General features: G+C 74.4%; 24 protein-coding genes. 10 read left to right on the forward strand and 14 right to left on the reverse strand.

Annotated elements, in window-relative coordinates; genetic code table 11:
- The first annotated feature begins 36 nt into the window (after positions 1–36).
- Entirely contained in the window at positions 37–504 is a 468-nt protein-coding gene (locus ACIRPH_RS03375; protein WP_402908667.1) for a nitroreductase/quinone reductase family protein, read from the forward strand.
- 116 nt (positions 505–620) lie between these two features.
- Here the strand turns inward: ACIRPH_RS03375 and ACIRPH_RS03380 are convergent, their stop codons facing one another.
- From ACIRPH_RS03380 to ACIRPH_RS03410, 7 genes are all read right to left on the reverse strand, one after another.
- Positions 621–2,795, reverse strand: a complete 2,175-nt coding sequence (locus ACIRPH_RS03380) for a RelA/SpoT family protein (protein ID WP_402908669.1) — start codon at positions 2,793–2,795, stop codon at positions 621–623.
- A 540-nt stretch (positions 2,796–3,335) separates the two neighbouring features.
- Entirely contained in the window at positions 3,336–3,893 is a 558-nt protein-coding gene (locus ACIRPH_RS03385; RefSeq protein WP_402908671.1) for an adenine phosphoribosyltransferase, read from the reverse strand.
- A 119-nt stretch (positions 3,894–4,012) separates the two neighbouring features.
- Positions 4,013–4,378, reverse strand: a complete 366-nt coding sequence (gene yajC, locus ACIRPH_RS03390) for a preprotein translocase subunit YajC (RefSeq protein ID WP_402908673.1) — start codon at positions 4,376–4,378, stop codon at positions 4,013–4,015.
- A gap of 348 nt (positions 4,379–4,726) precedes the next feature.
- The gene (gene ruvB, locus ACIRPH_RS03395; RefSeq protein WP_402908675.1) at positions 4,727–5,842 is read right to left on the reverse strand and encodes a Holliday junction branch migration DNA helicase RuvB; all 1,116 of its coding nucleotides are present in this window, start codon (positions 5,840–5,842) and stop codon (positions 4,727–4,729) included.
- 14 nt (positions 5,843–5,856) lie between these two features.
- Positions 5,857–6,471, reverse strand: coding sequence for a Holliday junction branch migration protein RuvA (gene ruvA, locus ACIRPH_RS03400; RefSeq protein ID WP_402908677.1), 615 nt, complete (start codon positions 6,469–6,471; stop codon positions 5,857–5,859).
- A 50-nt stretch (positions 6,472–6,521) separates the two neighbouring features.
- Positions 6,522–7,070: a crossover junction endodeoxyribonuclease RuvC gene (ruvC, locus tag ACIRPH_RS03405; RefSeq protein WP_267950462.1), complete on the reverse strand. Its 549-nt coding sequence runs from the start codon at positions 7,068–7,070 to the stop codon at positions 6,522–6,524.
- Between the two features lie 145 nt (positions 7,071–7,215).
- A complete protein-coding gene (locus ACIRPH_RS03410) occupies positions 7,216–7,359 on the reverse strand; it encodes a hypothetical protein (protein ID WP_402908680.1) in 144 nt (47 codons plus the stop codon).
- A gap of 1 nt (position 7,360) precedes the next feature.
- On the opposite strand from ACIRPH_RS03410, the gene ACIRPH_RS03415 reads away from it, so the two are divergent.
- The 5 genes from ACIRPH_RS03415 (at position 7,361) to ACIRPH_RS03435 (ending at position 12,203) form a co-directional block, all read left to right on the forward strand.
- A complete protein-coding gene (locus ACIRPH_RS03415) occupies positions 7,361–7,666 on the forward strand; it encodes a hypothetical protein (protein WP_402908682.1) in 306 nt (101 codons plus the stop codon).
- 51 nt (positions 7,667–7,717) lie between these two features.
- Positions 7,718–8,539, forward strand: a complete 822-nt coding sequence (locus ACIRPH_RS03420; RefSeq protein ID WP_402908684.1) for an NUDIX hydrolase — start codon at positions 7,718–7,720, stop codon at positions 8,537–8,539.
- Positions 8,540–8,627: 88 nt separating this feature from the next.
- Positions 8,628–9,749: a molecular chaperone DnaJ gene (locus ACIRPH_RS03425; protein ID WP_402908686.1), complete on the forward strand. Its 1,122-nt coding sequence runs from the start codon at positions 8,628–8,630 to the stop codon at positions 9,747–9,749.
- A gap of 64 nt (positions 9,750–9,813) precedes the next feature.
- Positions 9,814–10,809 carry a hypothetical protein gene (locus ACIRPH_RS03430; RefSeq protein ID WP_402908688.1) on the forward strand — a complete coding sequence of 332 codons (996 nt, stop codon included), beginning with the start codon at positions 9,814–9,816 and terminating at the stop codon, positions 10,807–10,809.
- Positions 10,806–12,203, forward strand: coding sequence for an adenylosuccinate synthetase (locus tag ACIRPH_RS03435; protein ID WP_402908690.1), 1,398 nt, complete (start codon positions 10,806–10,808; stop codon positions 12,201–12,203). The genes ACIRPH_RS03430 and ACIRPH_RS03435 overlap by 4 nt, the downstream gene beginning before the upstream one ends.
- A 136-nt stretch (positions 12,204–12,339) precedes the next feature.
- On the opposite strand, the gene ACIRPH_RS03440 is transcribed toward ACIRPH_RS03435, so the two are convergent.
- Complete coding sequence (locus tag ACIRPH_RS03440) at positions 12,340–12,849, reverse strand: hypothetical protein (RefSeq protein ID WP_402908692.1); 510 nt, start codon at positions 12,847–12,849, stop codon at positions 12,340–12,342.
- Positions 12,850–12,996: 147 nt separating this feature from the next.
- Here ACIRPH_RS03440 and ACIRPH_RS03445 point away from each other — a divergent pair, with 147 nt between their 5' ends.
- Positions 12,997–13,422, forward strand: a complete 426-nt coding sequence (locus tag ACIRPH_RS03445) for a PPOX class F420-dependent oxidoreductase (RefSeq protein WP_402908694.1) — start codon at positions 12,997–12,999, stop codon at positions 13,420–13,422.
- A gap of 13 nt (positions 13,423–13,435) precedes the next feature.
- Here the strand turns inward: ACIRPH_RS03445 and ACIRPH_RS03450 are convergent, their stop codons facing one another.
- On the reverse strand, positions 13,436–14,308 hold the full coding sequence (locus ACIRPH_RS03450; protein ID WP_402908696.1) for a LysR family transcriptional regulator: 873 nt from the start codon (positions 14,306–14,308) through the stop codon (positions 13,436–13,438).
- Between the two features lie 223 nt (positions 14,309–14,531).
- Between ACIRPH_RS03450 and ACIRPH_RS03455 the strand changes: the two genes are divergently transcribed.
- A complete protein-coding gene (locus ACIRPH_RS03455) occupies positions 14,532–15,590 on the forward strand; it encodes a tartrate dehydrogenase (RefSeq protein ID WP_402908698.1) in 1,059 nt (352 codons plus the stop codon).
- Positions 15,591–15,773: 183 nt separating this feature from the next.
- Here ACIRPH_RS03455 and ACIRPH_RS03460 read toward each other — a convergent pair whose 3' ends face one another.
- Positions 15,774–16,370, reverse strand: a complete 597-nt coding sequence (locus ACIRPH_RS03460; RefSeq protein ID WP_402908700.1) for a TetR/AcrR family transcriptional regulator — start codon at positions 16,368–16,370, stop codon at positions 15,774–15,776.
- Positions 16,360–17,925, reverse strand: a complete 1,566-nt coding sequence (locus ACIRPH_RS03465) for an MFS transporter (RefSeq protein WP_402908702.1) — start codon at positions 17,923–17,925, stop codon at positions 16,360–16,362. The genes ACIRPH_RS03460 and ACIRPH_RS03465 overlap by 11 nt, the downstream gene beginning before the upstream one ends.
- 452 nt (positions 17,926–18,377) lie before the next feature.
- Between ACIRPH_RS03465 and ACIRPH_RS03470 the strand changes: the two genes are divergently transcribed.
- Positions 18,378–19,655: an NAD(P)/FAD-dependent oxidoreductase gene (locus ACIRPH_RS03470; RefSeq protein ID WP_402908704.1), complete on the forward strand. Its 1,278-nt coding sequence runs from the start codon at positions 18,378–18,380 to the stop codon at positions 19,653–19,655.
- Positions 19,656–19,834: 179 nt separating this feature from the next.
- On the forward strand, positions 19,835–20,704 hold the full coding sequence (locus ACIRPH_RS03475) for an alpha/beta fold hydrolase (protein ID WP_402908706.1): 870 nt from the start codon (positions 19,835–19,837) through the stop codon (positions 20,702–20,704).
- Positions 20,705–20,979: 275 nt separating this feature from the next.
- Here the strand turns inward: ACIRPH_RS03475 and ACIRPH_RS03480 are convergent, their stop codons facing one another.
- From ACIRPH_RS03480 to pdxS, 3 genes are all read right to left on the reverse strand, one after another.
- Entirely contained in the window at positions 20,980–21,729 is a 750-nt protein-coding gene (locus tag ACIRPH_RS03480) for a YebC/PmpR family DNA-binding transcriptional regulator (protein ID WP_267945886.1), read from the reverse strand.
- Positions 21,726–22,334: a pyridoxal 5'-phosphate synthase glutaminase subunit PdxT gene (pdxT, locus tag ACIRPH_RS03485; RefSeq protein ID WP_402908709.1), complete on the reverse strand. Its 609-nt coding sequence runs from the start codon at positions 22,332–22,334 to the stop codon at positions 21,726–21,728. Before pdxT ends, ACIRPH_RS03480 begins: the two co-directional genes overlap by 4 nt.
- A gap of 83 nt (positions 22,335–22,417) precedes the next feature.
- Positions 22,418–23,329, reverse strand: a complete 912-nt coding sequence (gene pdxS, locus ACIRPH_RS03490; RefSeq protein WP_355011706.1) for a pyridoxal 5'-phosphate synthase lyase subunit PdxS — start codon at positions 23,327–23,329, stop codon at positions 22,418–22,420.
- Between the last annotated feature and the right edge of the window lie 38 nt (positions 23,330–23,367).

Below are 23,367 nucleotides of genomic sequence, written 5' to 3' on the forward strand. Positions count from 1 at the left end.
CACAATGGGGAGCATCCGATCGAGGGAGTTGCCGAGATGGTGAACGAACCGACGAAGCGGTTCGAGATGACGCGGGTACGGCGGGTCGCCAACGCCTTCGTCAGCGGCTTGGTCAAGTACGGCCTGGGGACGCCCGCGACCCACCTGCTCACCACGCGCGGGCGCAAGTCGGGCTTCCTGCGGACCGTCCCGCTCGACGTGCTGGACAGCGACCGGGGCAGGTTCCTGGTCTCCCCGTACGGCGAGGTCGACTGGGTGCGCAACATCCGCAAGGACGGGTTCGCGACCCTGCGCCAGGGCGGCTGGATCGAGCTGGTGAGCGTGCGCGAAATCGGGCACGAGGAGGCGGGCCCCCTGCTCAAGGAGTACGTCAACCACCCGCGGGCCGCCGTCGTGGGACCGTACTTCGACGCGCCGCCGGACGCCCCGGACGAGGCGTTCGCGGAGGAGGCCGACCGGCACCCGGTCTTCGAGATCGTGCGTTCCACGACGATCCGGATCTGACACCGGGCGCGGGAACACGGGGCCCCGGCCGTGCCCTCGCGGGCACGTCCGGGGCCTCCCCCCGTCCGGGACCGCCTCGGCCCACGGGGACCCGCGGGCCGTCTGCCCCGGCGGCCCTAGTTGCGGACCCGGTAGACGTCGTAGACGCCGTCCACGCCGCGGACGGCGCGGAGCACGCTGCCCAGGTGGGCGGGGTCGGCCATCTCGAACGTGAACCGGCTCTGGGCGACCCGGTCGCGACTCGTCTGGACGGTCGCGGACAGGATGTTGACGTGCTGGTCGGACAGCACCCGGGTGATGTCGGAGAGCAGGCGGGACCGGTCCAGCGCCTCCACCTGCAACGCCACCAGGAACATCGAGTCCTCGGTGGGCGACCAGTCCACCTTGACCATGCGCTCGGTGTCCAGGGTCGCGGCGTTCACGCAGTCCTCGCGGTGCACGGACACGCCGTTCCCCCGGGTGACGAAACCGATGATCTCGTCGCCGGGGACCGGCGTACAGCACTTGGACAGGCGCGCCCACACGTCGGCGTCGCCCTCCACGACCACGCCGGGGTTGCCCGCCTGGCGCTGGCGCGGCGCCTTGGTGGGCAGGGACGACTCCGCGATGTCCTCGGTGTGGCTCTCCAGCCCGCCCATCGAGTCGACGAGCTTGGCCACCACGCTCTGCGCGCTGACCTGGTGCTCGCCCACGGCCGCGTAGAGGGAGTCCACGTCCGGATAGCGCAGGTCGCCGGCCAGGGCGATGAGCGCCTCGCCGCTGAACAGGCGCTTGACCGGGAGCTCCTGCTTGCGCATCACCTTGGCGATCTCGTCCTTGCCCTGGTCGATCGCCGCCTCGCGGCGCTCCTTCGTGAACCAGTGCCGGATCTTGTTGCGGGCGCGCGCGCTCTTGACGAAGTTCAGCCAGTCCCGGCTGGGGCCGGCGTCGGGCGTCTTGGAGGTGAGGATCTCCACGGTCTCGCCGTTGTGCAGCTCGTTCTCCAGCGGGACGAGCCGGCCGTTGATCCTGGCCCCGACCGTGCGGTGGCCGACCTCGGTGTGGACCGCGTAGGCGAAGTCGACGGCGGTGGCGCCCTGCGGCAGAGGGATGACGTCGCCGTCGGGGGTGAAGACGAACACCTCCTGCACCGACAGGTCGAACCGCAGCGACTCCAGGAACTCGCCCGGGTCCTTGGTCTCCTGCTGCCAGTCGATGAGCTGGCGCAGCCACTGCATGTCCGTGCTGCCCTTGGGCCGGGCCTCGGGGCCGCTGTTGCGGTCCTCCTTGTACTTCCAGTGCGCGGCGATGCCGTACTCGGCCCGGCGGTGCATCGCCCTGGTGCGGATCTGGAGCTCGACCGGGTTGCCCGAGGGCCCTATCACCGTCGTGTGCAGCGACTGGTACATGTTGAACTTGGGCATCGCGATGTAGTCCTTGAACCGCCCGGGCACGGGGTTCCACCGCGCGTGGATGGTCCCGAGGGCCGCGTAGCAGTCGCGGACGCTGTCCACCAGGACCCGCACGGCGATGAGGTCGTAGATCTCGTCGAAGCCGCAGTTGCGGGCGATCATCTTCTGGTAGATCGAGTAGTAGTGCTTGGGGCGCCCGCGCACGGTCGCCTTGAGCTTGGACTCGCGCAGGTCGCCCGAGACCGCCTCGATGACCTCCTGGAGGTAGACGTCGCGCCGGGGGGCGCGCTCGGACACCAGCCGGGCGATCTCGTCGAAGCGCTTGGGGTAGAGGGTGGCGAACGCCAGGTCCTCCAGCTCCCACTTGATGGTGTTCATGCCCAGCCGGTGGGCCAGCGGGGCGAAGATCTCCAGGGTCTCGCGGGCCTTCTTCTCCCTCTTCGCCTTGGACGGCAGGTAGCGCAGGGTGCGCATGTTGTGGAGCCGGTCGCACAGCTTGATGACCAGGACGCGGATGTCTCGGGCCATCGCCACGACCATCTTGCGCACCGTCTCGGCCTGGGTGGCCTCGCCGTACTTGACCTTGTCGAGCTTGGTGACGCCGTCGACGAGCTCGGCGATCTCGTCGCCGAAGTCGGCGCGCAGCTCGTCCAGCGAGTAGTCGGTGTCCTCGACGGTGTCGTGCAGCAGCGCGGCGGCGAGGGTGGCCTCCTGCATCCCCAGCTCGGCGAGGATCGTGGCGACCGCGAGCGGGTGGGTGATGTAGGGGTCGCCGCTCTTGCGCTTCTGTTCGCGGTGGTGGTGGGCCGCCACCTCGTAGGCGCGCTCGATCAGCCGCACGTCCACCTTGGGATGGGTGGCCCGCACGGTCTTGATCAGTGGTTCGAGCACCGGGTTCATCGTCACTCCCCGCTGGGCGCCGAGTCGGGCGAGCCTTCTGCGTACTCGCACGGTGGAGGGCGTCGCGGAGGGTGCCGGATGCCTCGGCGCCCCCTCCCCGAAGACCTCGGAGGGCGCCGCTCCGGTCGCGGCGCCCTCCGGGCGGTCCTCCTGTGGTCCTGCGTCCGCGGACGGCACACCGGTGCCGTCCGCGTGCCCTCCCGGCGCAGTGGGCCGCCGCGGCTCGCTCGCGGATACCGTCCCGGTCGAAACCACTTCGTTTGGCATGCCTACCTCCCGCGGATCCGCCCGGGGGCGGGCGCCGTCAGCGCCGCCCGGCTCCACCGGTGCACGTGCGTGTCATCAGGGCCAGTCGTGACATGGTCGCCGCGGTACCTCTCCCACCAGTCTAGTGTTCGGCCCCTCGACCCCACCCCACCAGGTACGACGACGGGTGACCCGGGTCACCAAGCGCGTCACACCCCGTGGTGGAGTACGTCAACGATGACGAACCGCCGCGCATTCCCGCGGCGGCGGCGCCGGGCTCGGCGCGGGTCGGGGTCAGACCGAGAGGAGGGCGTGCAGCTCCACGTCGGGCAACTTCTCGCGGCCGTGGAGCGCTGAGAGCTCCATCAGGACGGAGAATCCCACGACCGTACCACCCGCCTTGCGGACCAGGTCCACCGCGGCCCTGCCGGTCCCCCCGGTGGCGAGGACGTCGTCGACGATGAGCACGCGGCTGCCGGGGACGATCGCGTCGGCGTGGATCTCCACGGTCGCGGTCCCGTACTCCAGATCATAGGACTGGTCGATGGTCTGCGCGGGCAGTTTCCCCGCTTTGCGGGCGGGGACGAAGCCCGCGCCCAGTTCCATGGCGACCGGAGCCCCGAAGATGAAGCCGCGCGCCTCCAGTCCGACCACGTGGTCCACCCCGAGCCCGCGGTAGGGCGAGCAGAGGCCGTCCACGGCTGCCGCGAAGGCCTCCCGGTGGTTGAGCAGCGGCGTGATGTCCTTGAACAGGATGCCGGCGTGCGGGAAGTCCGGGATGTCGCGGATCTGCGCCTCGATGAGCTCCGTGCTCGTCGGGGCGCCGTCCGCGGTCGCGGTGTCGTGGGGCATGTGCGGTGAAACCTTCTGCTGTGGTGTCGGGGCGGTCGCGTCCGGGCCGGACACGGCGGTACCGGCCCCGGAGGGGGGCCGGTACCGGAGTCTGTGGACCCCGCCGGGGCCTGGGGCCGTCAGCCCTTGGGCTTGTCGTCGTCGCCGAAGTCGGGACGGTCCTCGACCGGGGTGTCGTCCGCGGCGGGGGTGATGACCTCGCCCACACCGGCCTTGAGCATGCGGATCCGCGTGCCGGGGGCGATCTCCAGTAGGACGTCCTGCTCGTGGATCTCGACGATGGTCGCGAAGATGCCCGCCTTGGTCATCACCTCGACGCCCGGGGCCAGCGCGCTGTGCATCTGCGCCTCCTGCTGGCGGCGCTTCTGGTTCGGGCGCCAGAACAGCAGCCAGAAGACCAGGATGATCATCAGGAACGGGAAGAGCATGCCGAGAAGCCCGCCCGTGGGCTCTGCTGCGTCGGCGAGATGGTAAAGGCCCTGCACGGGGGCGTCCTTCCTGACGTTTCGTCATGTGGTCCGCGGGTGCCGGTGGGGGCACCCCGGCGGCCACCTTCTTCGTGTCGCCCGGACCCGGAACGATCCGGACCACATCCGGCACGTACAACGCGCGGGGCGGCCGACTCGTTCCGCCGGTGTCGAACAACACGTACGGAGCCCTGCCCCGTATCGGCTGATCCGTCCAAAGTTTACGTGGCGCCGGTCACCGATCCCCCACCGCCGGAGATCGGAGTGTTAACGGTTCAGCCCCGTTTCACACACGCGGAACCCATTGTGCCCGGTGCGACGCCCTCTGTCAGCCCGCCCGGTCAGGAGGCGCCGCGGACCGCCCGGTCAGGGTGTGGTCCCGGAGGCGCCGGCTCCCGCGGCGGTGCCCGGGGCGGCGGACGCCGCGCCGAACGCGGCGTCCGGCGGCGGGGTGAGGCCCATGTGCGCCCAGGCCTGCGGCGTGGCCACCCGGCCGCGCGGGGTGCGCGCCAGGAACCCGGACCGGACGAGGAACGGCTCGGCGACGACCTCCACGGTCTCCGCCTCCTCCCCCACCGACACCGCGAGCGTGGACAGGCCCACGGGGCCCCCGCGGAAGCGGTGCATGAGGACGTCGAGGATGGCGCGGTCCAGCCGGTCCAGGCCGAGGCCGTCGACCTCGTACAGTTCGAGCGCGGCACGGGCGGTCCGCAGCGACAGGCTCCCGTCGCCCCGGACCTCGGCGTAGTCGCGCACCCGGCGCAGCAGCCGGTTGGCGATACGGGGCGTCCCGCGCGAGCGGCCCGCGATCTCCCGGGCCGCGTCCTCGGCGAGGGGCGCCCCGAGCAGGCCCGCCGAGCGGTGCAGGATCAGCTCCAGCTCGTCCGGGGAGTAGAAGTCCATGTGCGCGGTGAAACCGAACCGGTCGCGCAGCGGGGCGGGCAGCATGCCCGCCCTGGTCGTGGCCCCGACCAGGGTGAACGGGGCGATCTCCAGGGGGATGGCGGTCGCGCCGGGACCCTTGCCGACCACGACGTCGACCCGGTAGTCCTCCATCGCGACGTAGAGCATCTCCTCGGCGGGCCGGGCCATCCGGTGGATCTCGTCCAGGAACAGCACCTCGCCCTCCTGGAGGGTGGAGAGGACGGCCGCCAGGTCGCCGGAGCGCTCGATGGCCGGGCCCGACGTGATGCGCAGCGGGGCGCCCATCTCGGCGGCGATGATCATGGCCAGGGTGGTCTTGCCCAGGCCGGGGCCGCCGGACATGAGGATGTGGTCCGGGGCCCGGTTGCGCCTCCGGGCGCTGTCGAGCACCAGGGAGAGCTGCTCGCGCACCCGCTCCTGCCCGACGAACTCGTCCAGGGCGCGCGGGCGCAGGGCACCCTCGACCTGGCGGTCGTCGAGGCTGGCGTCGGAGGAGACCGCCTCGCGCTCGTACGGGGCGGCCCCGTGGGCCTCACCGGGCTCGTACGGTTCGTGCATGGGGTGCCTTCCTCCTAGGCGCGGCTGAGCCTGCGCAGGGCGGTGCGCAGCAGGACGGCGACGTCGGTGCTCTGGGACTCGGCGGTGACGGCGGCCGCGGCGGCCTCGGCGTCCTTGGCCGACCAGCCGAGGTTGACGAGGCCGGAGACGACCTGCGCGCGCCGGGCGGCGTCGGACGCCCCCGCCGCGGCCCCCTCCGCGGGGGGAAGCGTGCCGTCGGTGAGGACGGGCGACTCCAGCTTGCCCGCCAGCTCCAGGACGATGCGCTGCGCGCCCTTCCTCCCGATGCCCGGCACCCGGGTCAGGGCCGCGGTGTCCTCGGTCGCCACGGCCTGGCGCAGGCCGGCCGGGTTGTGGACGGAGAGGATCGCCAGGGCCAGTCGCGGTCCGACCCCTGACGCGGTCTGCAACTGCTCGAACAGGTGCCTCTCGTCGTCGTCGGCGAACCCGAACAGGGTCAGGGAGTCCTCGCGGACGATGAGGCTGGTGGCCACGGTGCCGGTCTCGCCGACGTGGAGCCGGGACAGGGCGGAGGGGGTGCACTGGACGGTCATGCCGACCCCGCCGACGTCGATCACGGCGCTGCCGGCGCCGCGTGCGGCCACCCGGCCGGTGAGGAACGCGATCATCTCGTGCGGGCGCCGGGGGCGGCGCCCTTCTCCTTCCTGGGGGCGGGGAGCTAGCGGCCGCGGGTGCGGCGGGCGAGTTCCACCTTGCGGGCGAAGTCCTGTGCGGCCTGGGCGACCCGGGCCTGCGCCCCGCCGCGCCAGATGTGGCAGATGGCGAGGGCGACGGCGTCCGCCGCGTCCGCGGGCCTGGGAGGACCGTCGAGTCCGAGGATACGCGCCACCATGGTGCCGACCTGCGCCTTGTCCGCGCGGCCGCTGCCGGTGATGGCGGCCTTGGCCTCGCTCGGTGTGTGCAGGGCGACGGGCAGGCCCCGGCGCGCGGCGCACACCAGGGCGATGCCGCTGGCCTGGGCCGTGCCCATGACCGTGCTGAGGTTGTGCTGGGCGAAGACCCGTTCGACGGCGACCGCGTCGGGCCGGAACCGGTCCAGCCACTCCTCGATCCCGCGCTCGATGCCGACGAGCCTCTGGGGCAGTTCGGTGTCGGGGCTGGTGCGGACGGCGTCGGCCCCGAGGAGGGTGAGCGGCTTGCCGATGGCCCCCTCGACGACACCGACACCGCACCGGGTCAGCCCGGGGTCGATCCCCAACACTCGCACTCCGCCCACCCTCGCTCGTCTTCGCGCATGCCCTCGAACGTCCGTTCGCACCATGCTAGCGGTGGGCGCCGACCCCCGCCGTCCGCCCGCCCGGGCGTGTCGCCTCCCCGCCGGACCGGCGCTCCCCGCGCGCCCGCCTTGCGGATCAGGCGGTCCGGTCCCGTTCGAGGCCGGCCGCGATGCCGTCGACGATCATGAGCAGGCCGTCCTCGAATGCCTCGTCGCCACCGGGGTCCCCTCCTCCGGCGAGCGCCGCGGCCACCCCGGCCGGGACGGTCCACGCCCTCAACGTGCTGCCCTTCCACGCCGCCCTCACCGCGGCGCCCCTGGCGATGGCGTGGCGCCTGGCCGCCGGGCCGGGACGGCGGGCGCGGGTGGCGTACTGCTGCGTCACTGGCGCGCTCGTCCCCCCGCTCTTCGCGGCCTTCATGGCGTCCGCGGAGCACGGCTTCCACGGCCTGGGACAGAGGATCGTCCTGACGGTCGGGCTGACCTGGTTCGCGGCCGCGGCATGGCTGCTCCTGCACCCGACCGCGCGGAAGGGCCCGGGAGCGGGGGACGGAAGAGGGGTGGACGGGGCGGGAACCGCGTGCTAAGTTCCTCTCAGAAAGAGAAAAACTCAGGTTGAGAATAACGAGGACCCGCACGTGACCGACGACAGGACGCCACAGCACGACGATCCGGAGAGCAGGTTCCTCTCCGGCTACGACCCCCACGCCTTCGCCCCCGCCGCGGTCACCGTAGACGTCGTCGCCCTCACGATCCGCCCGGAGGCCGGGGCCCGGCGGTCGGGGACCCCCCACGTCCTGCTCACACGGCGCGCCGCACACCCGCAGCGCGGCCGGTGGGCGCTGCCCGGCGGGTTCGTCCGCGCGGAGGACGGGCCGGACGGCCCCGCCGACCCCGACCTGCCCGACGCGGCCCTGCGCGTGCTGTCGGAGAAGACCCGGCTGCCCACCGAACTGCACCTGGAGCAGCTGGGCACCTACGGGGCTCGGGGGCGCGACCCCCGCATGCGCGTGTTCTCCGTCGCCCACATGCTCCTGGCCCCCGACCTGCCCGACCCCCACCGCGGCAGGGACACCGAGGAGGCCGCCTGGGTCCCGTGGAGCGAACTGGGGCACGGCGAGGGCTCCCGGGCCGGCCGCGACCTCGCCTTCGACCACGGGCGGATCCTCGCCGACGCGGTCGAGCGGGCCCGTTCCAAGCTGGAGTACACCGCCCTGGCCACCGCGTTCCTGCCGTCCGCCTTCACCATCACGGCGCTGCGCGAGGTGTACCAGGCGGTGTGGGGGCGCACCCTGCACGCCGCCAACTTCCACCGCAAGATCCTCGCCACCCCCGGGTTCGTGGAGGACACCGGGGAACTCGCCGAGCACGGCGGCTCCGGCGGCGGGCGCCGTGCCCGCCTGTACCGGGCCGGCGGCGCCGCGCTCCTGCACCCGCCCCTGCTGAGGAGCGCCCAGTGACCGGGGCGCTCCGACCGCGCCGGGACCGTCCCCGCCGCACCGCCCCCGCTCAGGGGACCGCACGCCACACACGAGAAGGGAGGGACCGATGAGCACGGAACAGCACGACACCGCGGCGTTCGACGCGGCCCTGCGCGCCGTCTCCCTGGCCGAGGACCCCGCCGCGCTGTTCGGCCCCGTGCCGGTCGGCGGCGGCGCCGTCCCCCCGGCCGCCACCGCCGAGTACCGCCGCCTGGCCCGCCTGGTCCACCCCGACCCGGCGCCCGGGAGCCGTCGCGCGGAGGCGTCGGAGGCCTTCACCCGGCTCACCCGGCTGTGGGCCCTGTACCGGGAGACGGCCGCCGGGAACCTGCGCTTCGACGACCTCACCATCGCCACCCGGACGCGCGCCTACCGCGTCGCGGCGGGGCGCATGGCCCGGGGCGACGTCGCCGACCTGCACCCGGTCCGCTACCGCGACGGGGACTGGCACGACGCCGTGCTCAAGCTCCCCCGGTCCCCCCGCGACAACGACCTGATGGAGGCCGAGGCGACCGCCCTGCGCCGCATACGCGAGAAGGGCCACGAGCGCTACCGGGCGTTCGTCCCCGAACTGGTGGAGTCGTTCAAGCACCGCGACGCCGCGACCGGGGTGGAGCGGCGCGCGAACGTGCTGGGACGGCTGCACGGCTTCCACACCCTCGCCGACGTGCGCCGCGCCCACCCCGACGGCGTCGACCCCCGCGACGCGGCGTGGATGTGGCGCCGCCTGCTGGTGGCCGTCGGCAACGCGGCGGGGGCGGGGGTCGTGCACGGCGCGGTCGTGCCGGAGCACGTGCTGGTCCACCCCGCCGACCACGGGCTCGTGCTGGTCGACTGGTGCTACTCGGTGACCTCGCACGCGTCGCGCACCGCACCGCACGTCCCGGCCATGGTGCCGGGCCGCGAGGACTTCTACCCGCCCGAGGTGGCCGCGCGCCGCCCCGCCCTGCCCCAGACCGACATCCACATGGCCACCCGGTGCGTCGAGTTCGTCACCGGGGGGCGCCTGCCCCGGGAACTGCGCTCCTTCGCGCGCGGATGCACCCTGCCGGCGCCCGAGCGGCGTCCCCGCGACGGGTTCGCCCTGCTCTGCGAACTCGACGACGTGCTGGAGCGGATCTTCGGCCCGCGCCGGTTCCGTCCGTTCCACATGCCGGAACCCTCCTCCCCCACCTCCCCCGCCCGTTAGGGCGCCCCGTCCCCGCGGCCCCTCCCCGGCGGCCGCACCGTTCCCCTCAGAAGGAGACCCACCCATGGGAAGCAGCAACTGGTCCACCGACGCCTACCACGCGCGCCAGGCGTACAACTCCTCCGTCGGGTCCAGCAGCTTCGGCTACACCGACGACGTGCTCGCCTCCACCCCCCGCAGCAAGTGGAAGACCCACCCGAGCCTGGACCCCCGGGGCGTCGTCGTCCGGGAGAGCCGCGACTCCGACGAACACCCCAACTCGCTCGCCATCTCCGTGCTGTTCGACGTCACCGGCTCCATGGGCACCGTGCCCCGCGTCCTCCAGACCAAGCTGCCCGACCTGTTCGGACTCCTGCTGCGCAAGGGGTACGTGGAGGACCCGCAGATCCTGTTCGGCGGGATCGGCGACGCCACCTGCGACCGGGCGCCGCTCCAGGTCGGCCAGTTCGAGTCGGGGAACGAGCTGGAGGACGACCTGGGCAACATCCTGCTGGAGGGCGGAGGGGGCGGCCAGGCCACCGAGTCCTACGAGCTGGCCATGTACTTCATGGCGCGGCACACCGCGATGGACTGCCTGGAGAAGCGCGGACGGCGCGGCTACCTGTTCGTCATCGGCGACGAGATGGCCTACGGGGCGGTCAAGGCGCGCGAGGTGCGCGAGGTGATCGGCGACGACGTCACCGAGAACATCCCGTTCCCGCAGATCCTCGCCGAGCTGCGGCGCAGCTTCGAGGTCTTCTTCATCATGCCCACGGGCAGCCACTACTACGGCGACCCGAAGGTCAGGGGGTTCTGGGACACCCACCTGGGCCAGAACGTCATCTACCTGGACGACCTCGAGGCGGTGTCGGAGACCATCGCGGTCACCGTCGGGCTGGCCGAGGAGGCCATCGACCTGGAGGAGGGGCTGTCGGACCTGGCCGAGGCCGGGTCGGACGCCGGGGAGGCGGTCGGCAAGGCGCTGAGCCCCCTCTCCTTCGCACGCGGCTCGGTGGTGGTCGCACCGGCCCCGGGCGGCCTGACCACGGGGGCCGGCGAGGCCGGGGTCGGTCGGCTGTGACGGGAAACCCTCCGCGGTGGTCCGACGGGAACGCGGTCGTCGTCGACCTGGGGTTCGGTGACGCGGGCAAGGGCGTGACGGTGGACCTGCTGTGCGCGCGGCGGCGCTTCGGCGCCGTCGTGCGCGCCAACGGGGGCGCGCAGGCGGCGCACAACGTCGTCGCCCCCGACGGCCGGCACCACACGTTCGCGCAGTTCGGGGCGGGGACCCTCGCCCCGGACGGGCCGGTCCCCACCCACCTGTCGCGGTTCGTGGTCGTGGACCCCTTCGCGCTGGCCGCCGAGGCCCGGCACCTCGCGGAGCTCGGGGTCCCCGATCCGTTCTCGCTGGTCACGGTGGACCGCCGGGCTCTGGTCAGCACCCCCTGGCACCAGGAGGCCAACCGGGTGCGGGAGCGGGCGCGCGGCGCCGGCCGCCACGGCTCCTGCGGGATGGGCGTGGGCGAGGCCATGGCCTACGCCCTGGCCCGCCCCGAGGACGCGCCGACCGCCGGCGACTGCGACCGCCCCGAGCGGCTGCGCCGCAAGCTGCGGCGCCTGGCCGACCACCTCGACGCGGTGCGGAGGGAGGCCGCCCGCTCGGGCGGCGACCCGCAGGAGGCCGGGCCGGTACCGGACGTCGAGGAGTGCGTGTCCGCGTACCTGGCGTTCGCGCGGCGGGTGCGGCTGGTGGACGAGGCGTACCTGCCCGGTCTGCTGGCCCGCTCCCCCGTGGTGTTCGAGGGGGCCCAGGGCGTGCTCCTCGACGAGTGGCACGGGTTCCACCCCTACACCACCTGGTCGACCACGACCACCGCGAACCCGCTCGCGCTGCTGGCCGAGGCCGGGCGGCCGGGTGACGCCCGCCGGATCGGCGTGGTGCGCACCTTCACCACCCGGCACGGCGCCGGACCGCTGGTGGCGGAGGACCCCGCGCTGGGCGAGCGGCTCGTGGAGCGGCACAACGGCACACACCCCTGGCAGGGGCCGTTCCGGGTGGGCCACCTCGACCTCGTGGCGCACCGGTACGCGCTCGCGGCCACCGGCGGGGTGGACTCGCTGGTGGTCACGCACGCCGACGCCCCCGCCCGTGCCGGTGGCCGGCTGCGCTGGTGCACCGCCTACACGGGCCCGGACGGGGCCCCGCTGGAGATCGCCCCGGGCGACGCGCCCGAGCCGGCCCGCCCCGCCCCCCGGGGGCCCGGCGACCACCGCGCGGGTCCCTCGGACGCCGCCCGCGCCGCGGAGCGCCTGGCCCGGCAGGAGCGTCTCACCCTGGCCCTGGAGTCCGCCGCCCCGGTCCTCTCCGCCGCGCCCGCCGCACCGGAGGCGCTCGCCGAGGCGCTGGGCCCTCCGCTGGAGGCGGTGTTCTCCGGCCCCACCCGGACCGACGCCCTCGTCCCGTCGGGCGTCTGACCGGCCTCCCGACGGGGCCGGGGCGGACCGGCGTCCGGAGGACGCCGGCGGACCCCCGCCCGGACCGCGGCGCCGGCCGGGGCGGGGCGGGGCCCGGCGGCCCCTGGGCGGAACGGAACCCGCCGGCCGCCGCGCCTCAGACGACGGTCAGGTGGTAGGTGGTGTCCACCCGGAAGCCCTGGCCGGTGTCCGCCCTGATCTCCAGCACGTACCCTCCGGGGCTCAGGGGGGCGACCGCGCCCCACAGCCCCCAGCAGTGCCTGCGGACCCACAGCGGGCTGCGGAACACCCCCTGGAACTCCTCCAGCGGCAGCGGCACGCCGTTGAGGTGCGCCTCGGCCCGGGCGACCGGCATGGCCGCCGGCTCCGGGGAGTACTCGAAGGTGTGCTGCCGGTTGAGCACCGGGAAGAACAGGGGGCGGCCCGAGGGCACCTCGCACCGGCGCACGACCCTGCCCCCGTAGGTGCCGGCGAGGAACCACAGGTCCTCCGGCTGGTTGAGCGCGGCGTGCCTGCCGGTGGCGTCCCTGACGGGATCGCACCCCTCCGGCGCGGACCACACCCACTTCCACCAGCGGGCCGAGAGCGCGACGCCCTCGCGGGCCCCGATCCGCCACGCCCCGCCGTCCGGCACGACCTCGCTCATGACGACCTCTCTCCGCTGCCCGACCGCCCACCGCGGGCGCCCTCTTCGCGTGGATCGTACAGATATCGGTGATGGCGTCAGCACGCGGGCACACCCGTGGACGTGTCGCGACCACGGTCCAGGACGGGCCGGGGTTAGCGTTGCGCCGTGACTTCCATCTCCGATCCCCGGGTCCGCGACTTCCTGCTCGAAGGCACCCGCACGGGCAAGCTCGCCTACGTCGCCGCCGACGGCCGCCCCCTGGCGGCGCCGGTGTGGTTCACCGTCGAGGGCGACGAGCTCGTCCTCAACACCGGCAAGGAGACCGCGAAGGGGCGGGCCATCGCCCGCGACCCGCGGGTGACGCTGGTCGTGGACCTGGAGGAGGCGCCGTTCGGCTTCGTCCAGGTCCAGGGCGAGGCCACCGTGTCCGAGGACCCCGGCGAACTCGTCCGGACCGCGACGGTGATCGCACGGCGCTACATGGGGCCCGACAAGGCGGAGGAGTTCGGCCGGCGCAACGGGGCCCCGGGCGAACTCGTGGTGCGCGTGCGCCCCACGAAGGTGCTCGCCGCCTTCGACATGACCGGCTGAGGTCCCGGGGCCTTCAGCCGACCGCGTGGGCGACGAAGGCCTCCGCCCCCGCGGTGAGGGGTCCGCGCCTGCTGATCAGCGCCACGTCCAGGTGACCGGTGGGGACCAGGTCCAGGACCAGCGCGCCCGCCCTCTCGGCGAGGTCGCGCCAGGCGTCGGTCACCACGGCCAGCCCCGAGCCGGCCAGCACCAGCGGCAGGACGGAGAGGCGGTCCTCCGTCTCCACGGCGATGTGGGCCTCCAGCCCGCCGGCGACCAGGTCGTCGACGAACCGGCGCATGCCCGACCCCTGCTGGCCCACGATCAGCCTCCGGCCCGCCAGCCGCTCGACGGGCACGGGCTCCCCCTCGCGGAAGGGGCCGTCCCGCGGGGCCAGGAGCACGAAGGCCTGCCGGACCAGCGGACGCACGCGGACCCCGGCCTCGGGAAGCGGCCCCGCCGTGGCCACCACGCCGAGCTCGCACGCCCCGGTCCGGACCATGTCGACCGCGTCGCGCGCGGTCAGCGCCACCCTGACCGACACCGACATCTCCGGGTGCAGCGCCGTGAACCCCGAGACCAGGTCGGTCAGCGGCTGGATCGCCTGGGTGGGCAGGGTCGCCACGTCCACCCTGCCGCGCCTCAGCCCCTGGGCCGCCTCGACGGCGGAGCGGGCCAGGTCCAGGCCGCGCACGGCCTCGCGGGCCGGTCCGACCAGCGCGTGCCCGGCCCCGGTCAGGACGACCCTGCGGCCGATCCGGTGGAAGAGGTCGCTGCCCAGGTCCCGCTCCAGCGACCGGAGCGCCTGGGAGAGCGAGGGCTGGGCCAGGTGGAGGGCGGTGGCCGCGCGGTTCACGCCGCCGTGGTCGACCACGGCCAGGAAGTACTCCAACTGCCGGACGTCCACCGCGAACTCCCGTCCCCTTATAGGCCTGGCCTATCAAAGGTATCGGCAGACGGTCTTGGACGCGCGCCCCTGCGGCTGCTGGGATCGGTGCAGGAGAGAGCCGCCGCCCGCCGGGCTCCCGCGCGCGCCGCGGGGCCCGCGTGCCCCCGGGCCCACGGCTCCCCCTCCGCCGGGCGCCCGGCATCCCCGCCGGACACACCGGCCCTCACCCACGGGAGACGACATGAAGCACTACCGCATCGCCACGATCCCCGGCGACGGGATCGGCAAGGAGGTCCTGCCCGCCGCCCGCGCCGTCCTGGACCGGATCGGCGTCCACCACGGCCTCTCGCTGGCCTACGACGAGTTCGACTGGTCCTGCGAGCGCTACCTGGCCGAGGGCTCGATGATGCCCGAGGACGGCCTCGACCGGATCAGGCACCACGACTCCGTGCTGCTGGGCGCCGTGGGCCGGCCCGGGGTGCCCGACCACGTCTCGCTGTGGGGACTGCTCATCCCCATCCGCCGGGGGTTCCGGCAGTACGTCAACCTGCGCCCGATCACCGTCCTGGAGGGGGTGCCGAGCCCGATCTCCCGGGCGCTCCCCGGAGAGGTCGACTTCGTGGTCGTGCGCGAGAACAACGAGGGCGAGTACTCGCAGGTCGGCGGGCGCCTCTTCGAGGGGACCCCGGAGGAGGCGGCCGTCCAGGAGTCGGTGTTCACCCGCAGGGGCGTCGAACGGGTGCTGGAGTACGCCTTCGACCTGGCCGGCCGGCGCGGCGGACGGCTGACCTCCGCCACCAAGTCCAACGGGATCGTGCACACCATGCCGTTCTGGGACGAGCTGGTGGCGGAGCGCGCGGCCGGGCACCCGGACGTGTCGTGGGACCAGGAGCACATCGACGCCCTGGCCGCCAAGATCGTCCTGGACCCGGCCCGGTTCGACGTGATCGTCGGCTCCAACCTGTTCGGGGACATCCTCAGCGACCTCGCCGCCGCGGTCGCGGGCGGTATCGGGGTGGCCCCGTCCGCGAACCTCAACCCGGAGCGCGAGTTCCCGTCGATGTTCGAGCCGGTGCACGGGTCGGCCCCCGACATCGCGGGCCGGGGGCTGGCCAACCCGCTCGGCGCGATCTGGTCGGCGTCGATGATGCTCGACCACCTGGGCCACCCGGAGGCGGGCGCGCAGGTGATGGACGCGGTCCGGGACGTCCTGGCGTCCTCGCCGGTGCGCACGGCCGACCTGGGCGGGACCGCGGGCACGGACGAGTTCACGGGCGAGGTGCTCAGCCGCCTGCCCTGAGCCCGCCCGGGACCGGCGCCCCTCCCCCACCGGTCCGGTCCCCGTGGCGGACCCGTCGCGGGGCACGGGTCCGCGGTGCGGAGGGACGCGCGACGCCGGTCACCGGGCCCCGCCCCCCACGGGGCGGAGGGCGGGTGCGGCCGCGACCCCGGACGTCACGCGGCGGGGCGGCCGCGACCCCGGTCAGGACCCGCCGATGCCGTCGGCGGCCCCTGGGCGGGTCGGCCCCAGCGCCTTGCGGAGGACGCCCCGGATGTGGTCCGGGTCGGCCTCGCGGTCGTCGAGGAGGATGGCCGCGCACAGGCCGTCGGACAGCGCGACGACGGCTTCGACCGCGTCGGGGTCGTCGGTCTGTGTCCGGGCGAGCTCCGCGACGTTGTCGCGCCAGTGCCGTGCCGCCGGCCGCAGGGCGGGGCGGCGGGCCGCCAGGGTCGACAGCTCCCGTTCGGCGAGCGCGCGTTCCCGGCCGGGGCCGGCGGATTCGGCGATGAGGTGGGCGAGGCCGGTGAGCGGGTCGTCCTCGGACCCGATGAGCCGGCGGATGCGGCGGGTGTACTCGTCCGTGACGCTGGTCAGGGCGGCCACCAACAGGTCGTCCAGGGTCGCGAAGTAGTAGAGGGTCAGGCTGGTGGTGATGCCCGCCTCCTTGGCCACGGTGCGGTGGGTGACACCGGAGGCACCGTCGCGGCGGACGATCGCGAGCGTCGCCTCGATGATCTGGGCCCGGCGGCGTTCACCGCGCAGCCTGCGCCCGTCGACAGGTTTTCCTTCAGCCGCCATCTTCCCGCTCATCGGTCGTCGCCGTTCCTGCCGACGAGGCTATCGGCTCCGCCCCACGGGCGGTGTCGCCCAGGGGCCGGAGGTGGCGCAGCATCGTGAAGCAGACCAGCGCGGCGGCCGCCACGGCGAGGCCGACCACCGCGGCGGCGGTGTTGAGCCCGCCGGTGAACGCGGTTCGTGCAGGGTCGAGGGCCCAGGCCGGCAACCGGTCCGCGAGGGAGGAGGCTCCGAAGAGGCTGTCACCGTAGGCGTCGGCCTCGGAGGGGGACAGCCCGGCCGGGGCCTCGACCCGGCTCCGGTAGACCACGGTGGAGAGGCTTCCCAGGAGCGCGACCCCCGCCGCGATGCCGAGTTCCTGGACGGTCTCGGAGAGCGCGGCCGCCGATCCGGACCTCTCCGGCGGCGCCGCGCCCACGACGATGTCGGTGCCGAGCGCGGCGATGACCCCGAGGCCGAGGTAGACGAACGCGAATCCGGTGATCACGCCCGGTGCGCTGTCGGTCCCCGCGACCGCGAGCAGGGCGTATCCGGTCAGCGACAGCGCCAGGGTGGCCGACATGACGACGCCGGGTGACACGCGAACGGCCACGAGCGGGGCGCCGATGGCGCCGACGAGCATGGCCAGCGCGGGCGGCCCCATCCACAGCCCGGCCGTCGCCGGCGAGAGGCCCGCGACGAGCTGCAGGTACTGGGTGACGAGGTACATCGCTCCGCCGAAGCCGGCCAGGCCGACCAACAGGACGGCCAGGGCGGCGGAGAAGGCCCGGCCGGTGAAGAGCTTCATGTCCAGCAGCGGCTCGCTCAGGCGCAGCTGGCGACGGACGAACGCGACCGCGGCGCCACCGCCGACGAGGACCGCGACCGCCGCTCGGGCGTCGACGCCGTGGGCGGCCGCGTGCTTGACCGCGTAGACGAGCGGCAGTATCGCCGCGAGGGACAGCCCGACGCTCAGCAGGTCGAGGGGGCCCGCGGAGGTCCGGTGCTCCGGCAGGAGCGCCGGCGCGGCGACCAGCACCAGCGCGGCGACCGGCACGGCGATGAGGAAGACCGCGCCCCACCAGAAGTCGGCGACCAGCGCCCCGCCCGCGACCGGGCCCGCCGCCATCCCCAGGGCGAACATCGTCGCCCACACGCCGATCGCCAGCGCCCGTTGCCGGACGTCGGTGAACATCGTGCTGACCAGCGAGAGCGTCGAGGGCATGAGCGTCGCGCCGGCCACTCCGAGCAGTGCCCGCGCCACGATCAGCCACAGGGCGCTGGGGGCGAACGCCGCGAGGACCGAGGCCGCGCCGAACGCCGCCGCCCCGATCATCAGCAGTCGGCGCCGCCCGATCCGGTCGCCCAGCGTCCCCATCGTGATCAGGAAGCCCGCGATGAGGAAGCCGTAGGCGTCCATGATCCACAGTGTCTCCGCCGCGGTCGGGTCGAGGTCCGCGGCCAGGCTCGGAACGACGAGGTAGAGCGCCGTCACGTCGAGCCCCAGCAGCATGGTCGGCAGCGCCAACAGCGCGAGACCGATCCACTCGCGCCGCCCGGCGCGCTCTGGCTGTCCCATGCTCGCCACACCCCCCTACAAGTAGTTGAACTAACGTACTACTTGTACCATGGTTCAACATGTTGTGGCGAGAGGCGCCGGGGCGGGCCCCACGGGGACCCGCCCCCCGGGGCACAGGGCCGCGGCGACCGCCGGAGGGGCACGGGACCCGACCGGCGCCGGCACCGGTCCGGCCGGCGCGCCGGGAGCACCGGGGCCCGCACCGGGGCCGGGGGCCCGGTCCCGCCGTAGGCACGGGGCCGTCGGGACCGGTTCCCCGCTCGCCGCGCCCGCGACGCCTCCGGGCACAGCGCGGACGGCACCGGGTGACACCGGAACTCCGCCGTCACGGCCTCGGCCCTTGTGCCGCCGTGACATCGCAAGCCCCCTGTGTTGTGCTCTGGGGACAACACCCGGGTGCGGGCGAGGCCCCAGTGTGGGGAGCGGGTACACGGACGAAGGAGGACGCGGACATGGCGGGCAGGGGTCTCGGCGGCAGGGCACGGAGGGTGCTGGTCGTCGGCGCGGGGGTCGTCGGGCTGTCCACGGCCTGGTTCCTCCAGGAGCACGGCGCCCGTGTCGTCGTCATCGACCGCGGCGACGTCGGCTCCGGCGCGTCCTGGGGCAACGCCGGATGGCTCTCGCCCGCTCTCGCGCTGCCCCTGAACGAGCCCGGCGTCCTCCGCTACGGCGCACGCGCCCTCCTGGACCCGTCCGCGCCGCTGTCGGTCCCCCTCTCCCCCGACCCCGGCCTGTGGTCCTTCCTCGTCCGCTTCGCCGCGCACTGCCGCTGGAGCGCGTGGGAGCGCGCGGTCCGCGCCAACCTGCCCCTGAACTCCGCGTGCCTGGAGGCCTTCGACCACCTGGCCGAGGGGGGCGTCGGGACGACCGAGGTCCGCTCGCCCGTCACGGCGGTGTTCCGTTCGCCCGGCGCCGCCGTGGCACTGCTGCGCGAGCTCGACCGCGTGGCCCGTTCGGGACTGTCCGTGGACCGCTCCGTGCTCACCGGGGACCAGGCGCGCGAGGCGGTCCCCCAGGTCTCCGGCCGTGTGGCCGCGGCGGTGCGCCTGGAGGGGCAGCGCCACGTGGACCCGGGCGCCCTGGTCCGGGCCCTGGCCGCGTCCGTGCGCGAGCGCGGGGGCGAGGTCCGGGGCGGCGTGGAGGCCGTCGGCGTCCGCCCCGACGGAGGCGGGGTCGTCGCGGACCTCGCCGGTTCCCGGGCCGCCTCCGGCGGGGAGGGGCTGACCGCCGACGCCGCGGTCGTGGCGACGGGGGCGTGGTTCGACCGCCTCGTCCGCGCCCACGGTGTCCGGGTCGGGGTCCGCGCCGGCCGCGGCTACTCGTTCACCGTCCCCACCGACGTCCCGGTCCCCGGCCCCGTCTACCTCCCCGAGGCACGGGTGGCGTGCACGCCCTACCGGGGCGCGATGCGTGTGGCGGGGACGATGGAGTTCCGCCCGCCGGACGCGGCCATGGAGGGGCGGCGCGTCAAGGCGATCGTCGCCTCGGCCCGCACCCACCTGGCCGGGGTGGACTGGGAGGGCCGTACCGACGAGTGGGTCGGCCCGCGTCCGGTCACCCCGGACGGCGCGCCCCTGGTCGGGGCGACCCGCACGCCCGGCGTGTACGTGGCGGGGGGCCACGGGATGTGGGGGCTCACCCACGGTCCCGTCACGGGGCGGCTGCTCGCCGAGCAGGTCGCCACCGGGAAGCGCCCCGAGGAGCTGCGCCTCCTCGATCCGCTGCGCTGACCCCCGGCCCGCGGCGCGTGTGGGCGCCGCCGCTGTACCGCCCCTCCCGTCCCGCCCCCTCCTGTCCGGCCCGCGCCCCGTCCCGGGGCCGGGCCGCTTCCCGTGTCCCGGCGCGCCCCGGACGGCTCCCGCCGCTCCGGGTCCCGTGCGCGCCGCGGCCTGCCGTCCGAAGGTGAGAGATGTCGACCCCGTTCCCGGCACACGTGCGCGTGTACCGTTCCAGATCCGGCGAGGCCGCCGTGCGCTCGTGGTGCGAGAGGGAGCTGGCCGCCTGCCCGGGGATGCGCCCGCTGCCCCGGATCGTGGCGGACGGCCGCGGCACCCGGGTCCACGTGCTCGGCGGCGGGGACGGGGTCCCCGTCCTGGTCCTGCCCGGTGCGGGTCTGGGCGCGGCGACCCTCACCGGCACCGCGCGGCTCCTGGCCCCGGACCGCACCGTGATCATCGCCGACCTGCCGGGGCAGCCGGGGCTGAGCTCGCCCCTGCGCCCCCTCGGAGGCCGGGCCGCCGCCTACGGCGCGTGGCTGGACGCCCTGCTGCCCCAGGTCACGGACCGTCCGGTGGTCCTCCTCGGACACGCCCTGGGGGCCGCCGCCGTGCTGTCCTCGCTGCCCTCGCCGCTGGTGGACCGCCTGCTGCTGGTCAACCCGGCCGGCCTGGCCGCCCCGGTGAGGGACCGCTCGCGCCTGCGCGCGACGTGCGCGTGGCGGCTCCGCCCCGGTGAGGACACCAGCGCCCGGCTGATCGGGGCGTGGGGCGGGCCCGCCGGGCCGGGGCCGCTCGCCGAGTGGATGACGCTGGTGGGCCGCCACTGCCGGGCGGACACGGTGCCCGGACTGCTGCGCGGCGAGGAGTTCCGCGACTGGCGCGGGGTGCCGGTGACCGTGGCGACGGGGGCGCGCGACCGCGTCGTCTCCCCCGCGCTCCTGCGCGGAGCGGCCCGGCGGCTCCTGGACACCGGCGTCCACGAGGTCGCGGACGCGGGACACCTGGTGCTCCACGAGGCGCCGGAGCAGGTCCGCGAACTGCTCCGGAGGGGCGGCGGCTGAACCCGCGGCGCGACCGCGCGGAGCGGCACGGCCACGGCGCCCGTGCCCGGCCCCGTGCCCCTGCGCGACGGGCGCGCCGCGCGCGACGGGTCACGTGCGGCGGGGAGCGGCCCGGGGCCGGCAGGGCGGCGGGGTACGGGCGGCCACCGCCACGAGACCCGCCCGGGGCCCCGGTGCGACGGTCCGGGTACCCGCCCCCGCCGCCGTGGTCCCGTGCCCGTGGCGGGTCGGCCGCCGGGACCGGCCACGGGCACGGGATCATCGGGGCCGGCGCACTAGCCGAGTTCGGCCATGACCTCGTCGGGGATGTCCGCGTTGGTGAAGACGTTCTGCACGTCGTCGGAGTCCTCCAGCGCGTCCACGCACCGCATGACCTTCTTGGCGGTCTCGGCGTCGACCGGGACCTCCATGGTCGGCAGGAAGCTGGAGTCGGCGGACTCGTAGTCGATGCCGGCCTCCTGGAGCGCGGTGCGCACCTGCACCAGGTCGGTGGCCTCGCAGACGATCTCGAACGCCTCGCCCAGGTCCTCGACCTCCTCGGCCCCGGCGTCCAGCACGGCGAGGGTGACGTCGTCCTCGGTCGTCCCCTCCTTGGGGACGATCACGACGCCCTTGCGGTTGAACATGTACGACACCGATCCGGCGTCGGCCATGTTCCCGCCGTTGCGGGTGACCGCCACGCGCACCTCGGACGCGGCGCGGTTGCGGTTGTCGGTCAGGCACTCCACGAGCAGCGCCACGCCGCCGGGGGCGTAGCCCTCGTACATGATGGTCTGCCACTCGGCGCCGCCGGCCTCCTCACCGGAGCCCCGCTTGCGGGCGCGCTCGATGTTGTCGAGCGGCACCGAGTTCTTGCGCGCCTTCTGGATGGCGTCGTAGAGCGTCGGGTTCCCGTCGGGGTCCCCACCACCGGTACGCGCGGCCACCTCGATGTTCTTGATCAGCTTGGCGAAGAGTTTGCCGCGCTTGGCATCGATGACGGCTTTCTTGTGCTTGGTGGTGGCCCACTTGGAGTGGCCGCTCATGCATGTCCTTTCACGAGGTCGACGAAGAGGCGGTGGATGCGCGCGTCGCCGGTCAGTTCGGGATGGAAGGACGTGGCCATCAGGCCGCCCTGTCGTACGGCGACGATCCTACCGGCCCCGTCGGGGCCCGGTACGCTGCCGAGCACCGTGACCTCGGGGCCCGTCCGCTCCACCCAGGGCGCACGGATGAACAGCGCGTCGAACGGCGCGCCGTCCAGCCCGTCGACCTCCACGGGCGCCTCGAAGGACTCGGTCTGGCGCCCGAACGCGTTGCGGCGGACCGTCATGTCGATCCCCCCGACGGTCTCCTGGCCCTCGACGGCGCCCTCGACGCGGTCCGCCAGCATGATCATGCCGGCGCACGTGCCGTAGGCGGGCATCCCCGCCCGGACCCTCTTGCGCAGCGGTTCCAGCAGACCGTACCTGACGGCCAGCTTGGACATCGTGGTGGACTCACCGCCGGGGAGGACCAGGCCGTCCACGGTGTCGAGCTGGTCGGGGGAGAGCACCTTGGCGGTGTGCACGTCCAGCGTGTCGAGGACGCGCAGGTGCTCGGCGACGTCGCCCTGGAGGGCGAGGACTCCGATGGTGGGTCTGCTGGTCACGAACGGCCTCACTCGTCGGCTGAGGTGGAGCGGGGGCGGGGGGCGGGAGGCGGTGCCGGCGCGGGACCGCCTCCCGTCGGGGGCTACCAGCCGCGTCCGGCGTAGCGCTGGGCGTCGGAGAGCTCGTCGAGGTTGATGCCGACCATGGCCTCGCCCAGACCGCGGGAGACGCGGGCGATCACGGCGGGGTCCTCGTAGTGCAGGGTCGCCTGCACGATGGCGTCGGCGCGCCGGGCCGGGTCGCCGGACTTGAAGATGCCCGAGCCCACGAACACGCTCTCCGCCCCGAGCTGGCGCATGAGGGCGGCGTCGGCCGGGGTGGCCACACCGCCCGCGGAGAACAGCGGAACGGGGAGCCTGCCCAGGCCGGCGACCTCCTTGACGATCTCGAACGGGGCGCGCAGCTCCTTGGCGGCGCCGAAGAGCTCCGCCTCGTCCAGCGTGCCCAGGCGCTTGATCTCGGAGCGGATGGACCGCATGTGCCGGGTCGCCTCGACCACGTTGCCGGTCCCGGCCTCCCCCTTGGAGCGGATCATGGCCGCGCCCTCGGCGATGCGGCGCAGCGCCTCGCCGAGGTTGGTCGCTCCGCACACGAAGGGGACGGTGAACGCCCACTTGTCGATGTGGTACGCCTCGTCGGCGGGGGTGAGCACCTCGGACTCGTCGACGAAGTCGACGCCGAGGGACTCCAGGACCTGCGCCTCGACGAAGTGCCCGATGCGGACCTTGGCCATGACCGGGATGGAGACGGCGGCGGTGATGCCGTCGATCATGTCCGGGTCGGACATGCGGGCGACGCCGCCGTCCTTGCGGATGTCGGCGGGGACGCGCTCCAGGGCCATGACGGCGACGGCGCCGGCGTCCTCGGCGATCTTGGCCTGCTCGGGCGTGACGACGTCCATGATGACGCCGTTCTTGAGCTGCTCGGCCATGCCTCGCTTGACGCGCTGGGTACCGACCACTGCCTCGGTGCTGTTCGATGCGTTGTTGGCCACGGTTGTGGACTCCCGTTCGTCGAGTTGCCGCTGGGGGC

Source organism: Nocardiopsis sp. NPDC101807 (genome assembly GCF_044766605.1).
Taxonomy (GTDB): domain Bacteria; phylum Actinomycetota; class Actinomycetes; order Streptosporangiales; family Streptosporangiaceae; genus Nocardiopsis; species Nocardiopsis tropica.